Annotated in this window: 10 protein-coding genes; 1 reads left to right on the top strand and 9 read right to left on the bottom strand. The window is 44.9% G+C overall.

All coding sequences use genetic code 11. From position 1 onward, the window contains the following. Positions 1-70: 70 nt before the first annotated feature. Positions 71-1081, bottom strand: coding sequence for a serine/threonine protein kinase (locus CXF65_RS08155; RefSeq protein ID WP_227523231.1), 1011 nt, complete (start codon positions 1079-1081; stop codon positions 71-73). Positions 1082-1148: 67 nt separating this feature from the next. On the opposite strand from CXF65_RS08155, the gene CXF65_RS08150 reads away from it, so the two are divergent. After that, positions 1149-2147 carry an ATP-binding protein gene (locus CXF65_RS08150; RefSeq protein WP_227502409.1) on the top strand — a complete coding sequence of 333 codons (999 nt, stop codon included), beginning with the start codon at positions 1149-1151 and terminating at the stop codon, positions 2145-2147. Positions 2148-2173: 26 nt separating this feature from the next. Here the strand turns inward: CXF65_RS08150 and CXF65_RS08145 are convergent, their stop codons facing one another. From CXF65_RS08145 to CXF65_RS08110, 8 genes are all read right to left on the bottom strand, one after another. After that, positions 2174-3286: a ribonuclease Z gene (locus tag CXF65_RS08145; protein WP_025650538.1), complete on the bottom strand. Its 1113-nt coding sequence runs from the start codon at positions 3284-3286 to the stop codon at positions 2174-2176. A gap of 43 nt (positions 3287-3329) precedes the next feature. Continuing rightward, complete coding sequence (locus CXF65_RS08140; protein WP_025650539.1) at positions 3330-3593, bottom strand: hypothetical protein; 264 nt, start codon at positions 3591-3593, stop codon at positions 3330-3332. Positions 3594-3685: 92 nt separating this feature from the next. Further along, complete coding sequence (locus CXF65_RS08135; RefSeq protein WP_025650540.1) at positions 3686-4354, bottom strand: glutathione S-transferase; 669 nt, start codon at positions 4352-4354, stop codon at positions 3686-3688. A gap of 199 nt (positions 4355-4553) precedes the next feature. After that, positions 4554-5624, bottom strand: coding sequence for an EamA family transporter RarD (rarD, locus tag CXF65_RS08130; RefSeq protein WP_101211688.1), 1071 nt, complete (start codon positions 5622-5624; stop codon positions 4554-4556). A gap of 273 nt (positions 5625-5897) precedes the next feature. Further along, on the bottom strand, positions 5898-6968 hold the full coding sequence (rarD, locus tag CXF65_RS08125; RefSeq protein ID WP_025650542.1) for an EamA family transporter RarD: 1071 nt from the start codon (positions 6966-6968) through the stop codon (positions 5898-5900). Positions 6969-7218: 250 nt separating this feature from the next. Further along, positions 7219-10068: a DNA gyrase subunit A gene (gyrA, locus tag CXF65_RS08120; RefSeq protein WP_101211687.1), complete on the bottom strand. Its 2850-nt coding sequence runs from the start codon at positions 10066-10068 to the stop codon at positions 7219-7221. Between the two features lie 302 nt (positions 10069-10370). Further along, a complete protein-coding gene (locus CXF65_RS08115; protein ID WP_227502410.1) occupies positions 10371-10586 on the bottom strand; it encodes a hypothetical protein in 216 nt (71 codons plus the stop codon). An 86-nt stretch (positions 10587-10672) separates the two neighbouring features. Continuing rightward, positions 10673-12307, bottom strand: a complete 1635-nt coding sequence (locus CXF65_RS08110) for an alpha/beta hydrolase family protein (RefSeq protein ID WP_101211686.1) — start codon at positions 12305-12307, stop codon at positions 10673-10675. Between the last annotated feature and the right edge of the window lie 69 nt (positions 12308-12376).

The following is a 12376-nucleotide window of genomic DNA, read 5'->3' as shown; positions in this document are numbered from 1 at the left end:
ACATCTTAGACCAAATATTAAAGCCTGCTTTTTAGCAGGTTTTTTTGTGTCTGAAATATGGTATTTATTATCACAAACGCTCTAAACCCTCCAACATCTCATCCATAATCTGATACCTTTTCTCCACCCGCTTCGCCAATACCTTATCAACAATACATTGATAATAACTATATTCTAACGGTAAGGTTGGAATAGGTTGTTGACAATGTTGTGTCGCCCACTCGTTTAATACATCGCTACTTTGAGTATTTATCTTAAACGGTCGCTCGCCCATTAATATCTCATACAGCATTATGCCAAACGCATAAATATCGCTTTGCACCGTTGCGCCCTGCCCCTGCCAACGCTCAGGTGCGAGATACGCTGATGTGCCTGCAAGATGATGTAACTTTTTGGCGGCATGAAAACGCTGCGCTAAGGCAAAATCTGTCAATAACAAATCAGGCATTACCCTGCTATTATCCGCACTATTTGGCAACAGACCATCTAGCAGAATATTACTGGGTTTAATATCATTATGTAGCCAGCCAACGTTATGTAAATTAGTGATGAGATGAGCAGACTGCACGATAAAATGATGCTTTTGTTGAACGGTCAATAACGAATGATTATTAGCATTGATCCGCCTTGCTAAGCTAGCATTGAGATAATAAGGCATGACAATTATCGTTAGCTGCTGAGAGTGGTTTAATGCGGGAATGGTTGAGTTGTCATAGGCTAGGATGGGCGGAGCAATAGCGGTCAGATTATTTTTTGTTAAAGAAGCTAAAGATGTCAAAACCTTAGCTTCATGATTTAAATCAGCGAAATTTTGATCAGAACCCTCATTTAACTGCCATTTAATCATCACCCTACCAAACTCTGAATGCTGAGCGCGCGTTAAGCCTTGATAGTCCGTCTCGCTACCCTTACTTTGCTGGCTACTAATACGCTGATGCACTATTTCACGATAATGCTTTGCTGACAACGCTTGAGTAATTAGTGGCAATACTTGCTGAGCGTGCGCTTGCAACGCTTGTATATTCGACAGATTACTGGCACTATTTTCCATAGTATTTTTTTCATCTGACCAGTTTCTCATGATATGGTGATACCTTTATCAAACCGCTATTCCTAATGTAAACGCACCTTTAACCGTTAGAGTCATTATGCCGCAATCAGCCAATACATCTCAGCCTTTTCCTTCATCTGAAGCCTCTGATCCGTCTGCTCATTACGCCCTGCCCGCGCCTTTGTTAGCGCTGCTCAGTCAATATCTGCAAGAGCAAGTCACGCCAGCTATCGAGATTGATCCTGCTCAGCTCGCTTATCGCTGGGTTGGTGGCCGCACCGGACATTTAAAGCCGTTGGCAGTCAATCTGTTTTTGAGCTTGGACGACTTGCATGGTATCGATACGCAAAAGGCAAAATTGGTACAAAACACGCGCCAGTTCTTAAAAGGTTATCCCGCCAATCATGTGCTGATGACGGGTACACGCGGTGCGGGTAAATCATCACTGATTCGCGCATTGCTACAAGCTTATCATAGCGAAGGCTTGCGCATTATTGAGATTGCTCGGGATGACCTACAAGTGCTAGACAAGATTCGTGCAGCGATCAATGAGCTGCCCGCAGATTGTAGTTGTCGCTATGTGGTGTACTGTGACGACTTGGCATTTAACGGTCAAGACGAGAGTTATCGGGCGCTAAAAAGTGTGCTTGATGGCGCGCTCGACTCTGAGCAAGACAAACTGCTGGTCTATGCCACCAGTAATCGCCGTCGTCTCCTACCGCAGATGATGAAAGACAATCTTGACATTTATAACGGGCAGACAGATGAAGTCAATCCCTATGAAACGATTGATGAAACCGTGTCGTTATCGGATCGATTTGGCTTATCATTGACCTTTCATCCCATGGATCAGACGACTTATTTACATATTGTTCAGCATTATCTGAATTTAGAGCAACAGAAAATTTCAGCCAGTCTTGATGATACTGATACTGCCCTTGATTTGGCAGGTGAAAATCTGCCTGATACTATCAGGGCCGATGCCTTGCGCTGGGCATCGGAACGTGGTGGGCGCTCGGGACGGGTCGCTTATCAATTCAGTCGCTATTGGAGCGGAAAAACGCAATTGGCTATCGTAGATTCAATTGACGACTAATAATCTGGCAAATAACAAGCTATAAATCACGTTTCATTATCGCGTGCAGAGCCTAGATACTGCACGCTGTTATCCTCTTGACTGCTTGCCAAATCAGCAGCACCATCGACTGTATATTGAGCGAAATCCGCTGCCAGCCATAGATTACCTTGATACGCACGTTGCGCATCTAAGCGAATATGTCCCATGTTTGCCGTATTGCTATTTGGGTTATCAAAGCTTTGATAACGCGCGCTAAAATGGGTCAAAATTAGATTCTTAAGTCCGACATCTTGGGCAAACTTGCCCACCAATTGCGCACTACTATGCATAGGATCAAAGTCTGGATTTTTGGTTTGAATCTTGGTTAAGACTTCTTGAGTATAAGTGGCTTCATGCACCAACAAATCAGTATCGACCAGCGCAGCGCTGAGACAAGCTGGCGTACCATTGTCCCCTGCTACTACCACCCGTGTACGCTTCACCGCATTATCGACATAATCTGCTGAACGAAGCTGGCGACCATCTTCGGTCATGACATCTGTACCTTGCTGCAGTTTGCCCCACAGTGCACTTGCTGGAATGCCGTCTGCGGTCAACTTGTCCGTATTAAGCGTGCGCTGACTGATGTTTTGCGTGATACCAAAGCCGTATGAGGCGACACGATGTGATAGCGGGGTGATATCAATATCAAGCTGATGCTGGCTGCCGAAACTGAAACTGACCTTGCCCTCATCTTCACTGTCTTTTGATAATACATCTTCTATCGCCATAAAGTTGATGGCAAAGGGAAAGTATAGCTCGGTCGTCAAAGTAATGGCATCGAGGAGTTTGGCGATGGCTTTTGGTGCAATAAGCATTAGTGGTTCGTGGCGTCCAGACATAGCCGCGCTCGCCAGCAATCCTGGCAAACCATAGCAATGGTCGCCATGCACATGGGTAATACAAATGGCGGTTAATTGATGTAAGGAGAGCTTGGTCTGCAGCAATTGTTGCTGCGTGCCTTCACCGCAATCAATCAAAACCCAAGGACGCGATTTGTTAGGCTGCGGGCTAGCGCCAGATAGATAAGGATTCAGGCACTCAATTGCCAGCGCCGTGACATTGCGCTGTTTGGTTGGCACTCCTGCTGAGGTACCTAAAAAAGTCAGTTTGAGCATGATTTAGCACTCATAGTACAAAATTATTAATAAATGATACGGCTTATGACAATTGGCACATCATGGTTCGGTCGCCTGCTACCATCTGTCCGCCATTAGCACTGCATTCATTAACCATGTTGGACTCGTAGGATTTCCAACCACCATAAAAGCTCGCTACACACAACAAAACGACCAGCAGTTTTTGTGACCAGGCTTTTATCGACACCTGCTGGCGGTTGATTTCTTGACGAGCAAGCGATGGGTTAGCATTGCCATCGGTATTGGCATCGATATTTTTGTTATCAGATTTATTCAAGTCAGTCATTACTGTATCCTAAAAAGGTTTTGTTTACGAATAAACAAAACCTTTGGGCAAAATATCAAATCAAGCATTTATAGAAGTATAAACGCTGGCAATTAAAACGTCAGACGACCACCCTTTTCTTCTGCGCGCTTAAAGGCATCACGTTCTTCACAATGCTTGAGCCAATTTAAGATGTTGGTATATTTACTCTTATCCAATCCTGGGCCAGCATTGGCACCTACGACTGCTAGATGCATCTGAATGTCAGCGGCGCTAAAGTCTTCACCGGCAAACCAATGATTGTCTTGTAGATGCTGCTCCATCATGTCGAGTATCTTATTTAAGCTATTGGTGATCATGCTTTTTTCGACTTGGGTTCTGATGCTTTTGCTAACCGGCTTAATCAGCATCGGCGATTGCTCAACCACTTTGGTGAATACTAAGCGCATGACCAGCGGCGGCATAACTGATGCTTCAGCGAAGTGTAACCAAAATGTATAAGCTTCCCATGCGGCTTCATTATCATCCGCAGGCTTGAATTGATGCGCTTTATCATAATGCTTGAGCAGATACTCGATGATAAACCCTGACTCAATCAGCGGGCGACCGTCAACTTCCAATATCGGTGCATGACCGAGTGGATGCACTTCTTTTAAGCTATCAGGCGCACGATAAGCTTTATTGCGCTCGTAGCACGTCAGTTGATAATCGGCTTTGAGCTCCTCTAGTAACCATAAGATACGAAACGAGCGTGAGTTTGCTAAATGATGAAGGTGTAACATAAACCATCCTAGTAATTGGTAATAAATGATTGTGAGTCCGCTATACTATTTTAGATATCATGTGCCAAATTAGGTCGAGCGTGATAATACTGCTATTGATAATAGCGCACTTAACTCGGCTTTGACACCACAACTGTGTAGAGCGGTTACGAAAAACAGTGTCTATCAAGTCAACTTTGGGGTTTACGACGACCCCTGCTTATTTGGCGTGCAGTACGTCTATTTTTCGATTCATTTTGTCTATTTTTTGCTGATACTTTCTGATTTTGCGAAAACGGTGCGCGGCCAACACCCCTTTGATACGGCGATTTTTTAGGCGACGGCGCGGCGGAAAGCTGCCCACTTGTGGCTCATTGTAGCCATGCAGACGGTCATCACGTTTACGTCCCCAATACCCCAAGGCACTATCGACAATCATAATCATCAAGGCGGCAAAAATCATACCGTACATAAATAAGGAGCCGCCCTCATCCACGCTTTGATGCAAAATAGTAATAGAAAATACGAATAAAAATATCGGCTCAAGGTAGCATAAAGTGCCAAACAAAGAGACCGGCAATTTTTGACTGGCGACCATGGTCAGCGACATGGCTGCGGCGCTGATAATCCCTAATAACGGTAAGAAATACCACAGCTTACTGGTATCAAAGGCTACTTCAAACCCACCGCTCATATACAGAGCAATAATGACAACGGGTGACAGCAAGATCAGATCAGAGACCAAGCCAGTAATCGGCGGTACCGCTAATTTACGACGTAATAGATAATAAGGCGGATAACCCAAGCAGACAAATAACGTCGCCCAAGATATGGTGCCATACTGGAAAACATCATAAGCGATACCAGCGCCTGCGCATGAAGTCGCTAGCCACTGCAACACACTCATGTCTTCATTATAAAAAAACCGACCCACCATAATCATGATAAGCGGGTATAAGAAATAACCTAGCGTCACCTCAAGACCCAAATCATTGACGGGCGCCCACATAAATATCCAAATTTGCGCGCCCAAAATCGGGGTTGGCAATACAAACAAAAACCACTCTTTTGGGGTTTTTAAGGTCTTTAAATAGTCAAAAATATGTTGCCATTGCTTTAAGACACTGATTAACAATAGCAGACTTAGCAGCATCATTAGCACGCGCCATGACGCCACCTGCGTACCTGACAATGGTTGCATCAACAGACCAAACAAAAATAACAACGAGTATAAAAAATTTGCCGCCACCGCAGCGATAGCGCCCTGCGACGTTTGATTTTTAGTGAGCATAATTAACGACAGCCTGTACAGATTGGCGCACTTCCTTGGCAATTTTGAAAAAAAAACAAAAGCCCCAGACGCGAACGTCGGAGGCTTTTGTTGCTAAGAGCTACGATAACTTTATCGTGCTTATATAATGAGCAGCATTATGTCAAAGTCATTCTGGATAAGCAATACAACTGTAAGACTAGTCTATCAAACGTGTGATTCAGTTAAGCCAATTATCGACATAAAGATGCTCATAACAACCGCCCACTTCACTGATTTTTATATCATACATACTTACATCGAGTCTAGCTGCTCAATTTTTTGCTTAAGCTTATTCATCTTATGTTGGTAACGACGAATTTTGCGGAAGCGATGCGCCTGTAGCACCCCATCGATACGGCGCTCTATCAAACGGCGGCGCGGTGGAAAGCTGACCACTTGCGGCTCTCGGTAACCATGCAAATGATTGTCACGCTTACGGGTCACATAGCCCATAGCACTGTCTAACAGCATGACCAGTAATGCCAGCGTAATCATGCCATACATAAACAGCGAGCCGCCTTCATCGAGACTTTGACTCAATACCGTGACGGATAATACAAACAACAGCATCGGCTCTACATAGCTCAATGCCCCAAATAACGAGACCGGCAACTTACTACTGGCAATCATCGTCAGCGACATTGCAAGCGCACTAAAAGCACCCAGTAGCGGCAATAAATACCAGAACTTAGCCTCCTGAGCAGCCATACTAAAACCACCGCTGACATAAAGCATGATGAGCACCACTGGCGTCAGTAAGGTCAAGTCAGACAATAAGCCAGTAATCGGTGGCACGGCAAGCTTGCGCCGCAGTAGATAGTAAGGTGGATAGCCCAAACATACAAACAAAGTCACCCAAGATATCGTGCCATATTGCACTATGTCATAGCCGATACCCATTGCGGCAAATAACGCTGCGGCCCACTGCAGCGCGCTCATATGCTCATGGTAAAAGAAGCGTCCGACTACTATCATCACCAGCGGCAATAAAAAATAGCCCAAGGTGATATCAAGACCAAAGCCGTTGACCGGCGCCCACATAAATAGCCAGATTTGCCCACCCAAAATCGGGGTTGGCAATACAAATAACAGCCACTCTTTTGGGGTTTTCAAAGTCTTTAAATAATCAAAAACGTGCTGCCATTGCTTTGTGAAACTGACCAATAATACCAAACTGAGCAGCATCATGAGCACACGCCATGAGGCTACCTGTGTGCCTGACAAGGGCAGCATAAACAGCCCAAACAAGAACATCATGGAGAATAAGAAGCTGGATGATACCGATGCTAGGGTTCCCTGAAAGGTTTGATTGGTCGTAAGCATAACAACAGCCTTAGAAAATAAAACACTTTGTTGGCATTATTTATAAAACCACGTAGAGTTATTAAGAGTTAAAAATAGAGTTGTGCAACACATTTCAAAAAACAGAATCTCAAAAAATAGAATTGCAAAACCAATAAATCAGAATGACGAATTAAACGAAGCAACAAAAAAAAGCCTCCAACGATAACGTCAGAGGCTTTTTGATAGAACAGTTATGAAAACTAAACTAAAAAGCTAGGCACTGAAACATTTATTCGTCATCGTCTGTGTTTTCGTTGTCAGTACTGTCATTATCCAAGGTAGGATCATTGGCAATATCGATAACATCGTTGACATCAGTCGTCGCTGTGTCGCCAGTTGCCGCATCAATATCTATCTGCTCTTGACCTTCCACATCAAACGTACCGTCTTCTCTCATGGCATCGATTAGCTCGTCGTCACTTTCTTCATGATCAACACGCGCCATCGCCACCAGTTTTTCATCTTTTGACAGACGAATCAGCGTGACACCTTGCGTATTACGACCAGAGCTGGCCACATGCTGGACTGGCGTGCGCACTAATGTGCCTTTGTCAGAGATTAAGATAATGTCGTCTTCAGGATCAACCTTGGTCGCCCGTACTAATGCCCCATTACGCGTGCTAGTTTTGATAGCGATAACACCGCCACCGCCACGATTTTGCGTATTGAACTCATCGATCAAGGTACGCTTACCAAAGCCATTTTCACAAGCAATTAAGATTTCGAGTACATCATCTTCAATGACAACCAATGATTTGATAAATTCATCAGCAGCCAGACGCATACCACGGACACCTTTAGCGGTACGGCCCATAGCGCGAGCATCATTTTCATCAAAACGAATGGCTTTACCACTTGAAGCAAATAGCATGACTTCTTGGCTACCGCTAGTGATACGCGCGCTTACCAACTTATCACCGTCTTCTAAACCAACGGCAATCAAGCCATTCGAGCGAATATTGGCAAATTGCTTAAGCTCGACACGCTTCACTGTGCCATTGGCCGTTGCAAAGAATACAAAAGGTGGCTCTGCTTGCGTGCTATCCTCTAAATTATTATCTTCTGATAAGCTGTCATCGCCGTCTACTAGAGCGCTTGTTAATGACATCTCATCTTTTACCGACAATTCTTCTACGATTTTTGGAATAGGCAAGATGGTTGTCACGGTTTCATCAGGATTTAATCCGATTAAATTCACTAATGGACGACCACGGGCACCGCGACTGGCAATCGGCACTTCAAACCCACGTAGGCTAAAGACGCGACCGGTATCCGTAAAGCAAAGTACGGTGGCATGCGTTGAGGTCACGACCAGATGATCAATCACATCATCTTCTTTCATTGCCGTTGCAGACTTACCTTTGCCGCCACGTTTTTGTGCGACGTAGTCATCAATTGGCTGAGTCTTGGCATAGCCAGTACGCGACACCGTCATCACAACGGTTTGCTCAGGGATAAGGTCTTCACGATTAAAGTCCATACGTGAGTCGATGATGTCGGTACGACGCTCATCACCAAAGTTATCACGAATCTCAATCATCTCATTAGAGATAATGGTCATTAGCTTATCAAAATCACCCAAAATAGACTCTAAATGCGCGATTTCACGCAGTAAGTCTTGGTACTCTTCGGTCAATTTGTCCTGCTCAAGACCCGTCAAACGATGCAATTGCATGTCTAAAATCGCATTGACCTGCTCAAGTGACAAGCGATAACGCTCCTCGCCTTCGATCAGACCAAACGGCGCTTTAGGATCTTCACCATCGATAAACTCAGGACGTACTGATTGACTACCAGCAGCCGTAAGCATCGCCACGACACTACCTGAACCCCATGTATTATTTAACAGACTTTCGCGCGCCAATCCACGGTTTGCTGACGCTTTAATCGTTGCAATAATTTCATCGATATTGGCTAGTGCAACCGTTAAACCTTCTAGCAAATGGCCACGAACACGGGCTTTGTTCAATTCATAAATCGTACGACGTGTCACCACTTCTTGACGATGACGGACAAATGCAGCGATAAGCTGACGCAAGGTCAATAGCTTTGGCTGACCATTATCAAGCGCGACCATATTGATACTAAAGCTAGACTCTAGCGGCGTTTGTAGAAATAGGTTATTAACAATAACTTCAGCCGTCTCACCGCGACGTAAGTCAATAGCGATACGCATACCGTCTTTATCAGACTCATCACGAATCTCAGTAATACCTTCGATTTTTTTGTCACGTACCAGCTCGGCGATACGCTCAATCAGCTTGGCTTTATTGGTCTGATAAGGCACTTCGGTAAAGACAATACGCTCACGGTCACGGTTGACACCAGTATCACTCATCGCTTCAATAATATAGCGGCCGCGCACATGCAGGCGGCCTTTACCAGTGCGGTAAGCATCTAAAATACCAGCGCGACCATAGATGATACCGCCCGTAGGAAAGTCAGGACCAGAGATATGCGTCATCAGCTCTTCGGCTGATATTTGTGGGTTTTCGGCATACGCTAAGCAGGCATTAATGACCTCGGTCAGGTTATGCGGCGCCATATTGGTCGCCATCCCGACCGCAATACCAGTCGCACCATTGACCAGCAAGTTAGGAACACGCGCTGGCAACACGCTTGGCATACGCTCAGAGCCATCGTAGTTGTCTTCCCAATCGACGGTATCTTTGTCCAAGTCAGCCAGCATCTGATGGGTCAGCTTGGTCATACGTACTTCGGTATAACGCATGGCAGCCGGTGGATCATCATCAATCGAGCCAAAGTTACCTTGACCATCAACCATCGGGTAACGCAAGCTAAAGTCCTGCGCCATCCGTACAATCGCATCATAGACCGCACTATCGCCATGCGGGTGATATTTACCGATGACATCACCGACCACACGCGCCGACTTCTTATAAGCTTTATTATAGTCATTAGACAATACGTGCATCGCATACATCACACGGCGATGCACTGGCTTGAACCCATCACGCACATCAGGCAGCGCGCGCGAGACGATCACGCTCATCGCATAATCCAAATAGGATTGCTTTAATTCATCCACGATGGCAATAGGACTGATCGAGTCGCTCATATACACTCCTTCACTCACATACTTTCGCTATAGGTTGCACGCCTCAAAAGTGCTTACGCTGATACAAAAATATAGCGGCACAAACGCGCAACTATGATTGCTTTATCAACGCTGAAAAGCACCATCAGACGGGCAAAACCATAGGAAAATGGCGATACGGTTTTTGTTAAAAGTAATGTTTAATAAAAGAAGCCATTTTAGCACAAATTTGTTGATTTAGGGGGTTCTGACTGTCATAAAAATCAAGCAAAACAGCTCATTAGCGCTAATTTTTTAATCTGATAATATCTACCAAAACGACTTTAACGACATACTTGTTTAGACTGGCTAATTTTGCCATTTTTGCATACAAACTTGCCCTCTTTTGAGCAATGCGAGATGCCGCCCATCTTACCAGAGCAAGGGGTATTTTTTGCTTGTGCTTGGCTCATAGAAGACAGTACAAAGGTCAGGGCCAGCAAAGATAGCATCATTGATTTCATCGTTTTATTCTTCCAAAAGCTCATTGGTTTACCCATAAAAAACTGCACCCACTAGGATGCAGTCTTTTAGTCTATGGTATGTCTTTACTCTTTACGCTTAAACCCTTTATGCCCAAATATTCTTAAGATTGGTTAAAATTTTGCGCAAAGAACTCACGGGTAGCTTGCGTACAGGCAGGACTGACTAAGCCACCATGATAGTTGCTATAAAAAGCCAGTAAGCTGTTTTGACCTTGTGCTTCGGCATCTGCCTTCACTTTAGCCACACTACTACTAAAGTTGGTTTGCACACTGGTGACCACAGTGTTGGCATTCCACTTGTTCATTGATGCCTGACCAATCATTGTAAGGCTCGGCTGGTCTGGACGACTATCCGCATTATCGGTATCTACATCCAATACCGTCACATTAAGTTTAACTGCAGGATTGTTGGTACTGGCTGCTTGCAATAATTTTGCCATAGAGCCGGTGTTTATATCATAATAGACGGTCGGATCTTGATTACCACCGCAGATGAGTGTTGGCATTTTTGGCACATAGCCACGTAGGTCGTTGTCTTTTAGCGCTTTACGCAGATTATTCTGCGGATTGGCAGCAGGTAAATCATTGCCATTTTCTGCAAATAGCCCATCAGGATTGTTGATGGTATCCGTCACATAAGCCGCGCGGAAATCAGATTTTATCAAGTAATCATTGTCATCATAACCACCCAAAAATGAGAATATAGAACCTTTGGACAAACCATCCAATACTGGATTCGTCGGCGTCTTTTGAAACAACGCATTGTTTGGTAATTTACCAGCCGCTACCAATTCGCCAAATGGTGAATCACTTGGTAATTGCGCACTGGCATACTTATCCAAAAAGATATCGGATTTATCTTGATAGATATTGCCGTACTTTTCTTGCAAGCCAATACCAAGCAAGGGCGCAAACCGAGAAGCGCCAATATTGACATTGCCTCTAAAGATGTCATCACCAAAGGCCGCCAAGGCATAAGGGCCGGAAGATGGTGCTATCGCCGTAATAGGTTTGTTTTGTGACTCTAGCAATCTAGCGGTTGCCATAACCACATAGCCACCCTGCGAGTAACCAGCGAGAAACAATTTACCTGAGTCATCAATCTTGAGGTAATTGGCATCGTTGGCACGTTTTTTTCTATCAATGATTGAGCGGGCGCTGTCTAAGGCGTCGACCATATCCGTAGACTGTTGCTGGGCAACCAGATAAGGGTGATAATCAAGCTCTGATTCATCGTAGCCTGCATAGTTTGGCGCTACGACGATATAACCTTGGGCAGCAAAGTTCGCAGCGATTAACGTCGATTCGCCAACCGCCGGATTGTTTAGGTTGCCTACTTGAGTAAAGTCATAAGACTTCTCAGTGGTCGTACCATGGGCATATAATAATACTGGACGGTCGCCTTGGCATTCAGCCGCATCGCCAGTCGGTACCATCAATGCCGCTGTCGCTGTGGTATCTTCATCGGCAGCACCTTTGGTATCATAGCTGACCTTTTCTATAGTCACGCCGCATTTGGCCGCTGGCGTTGCGCTATTACCAAAGCCACTGTCTATTTGGCTCGTACTAAAACTTTTTACAAACTTTGACGTGGCTGACGAGGTATCTGAATCAACAGCGTCAAAATCGTTATCGTCGCCACAACCGACGAGTAATAAACTACTCGCAATGGCAACTGAGAGCAAACAACGTGACATGACAGGCTTATTTATAATAGAGGAAGAGGCGATAATCATAATTGCTATCCTTAGCAGTAATAAAACAGAAGAGTGCCAAGCGTCCTTGGCAGTAGATAGGAGTCGTTT

Origin of the sequence: Psychrobacter sp. Sarcosine-3u-12 (assembly GCF_002836005.1) — a bacterium.
GTDB classification, from domain to species: Bacteria; Pseudomonadota; Gammaproteobacteria; order Pseudomonadales; family Moraxellaceae; genus Psychrobacter; species Psychrobacter okhotskensis.
The sequence above is the reverse complement of the archived record's forward strand: the minus strand, read 5'-3'. Positions and strand labels throughout refer to the sequence as shown.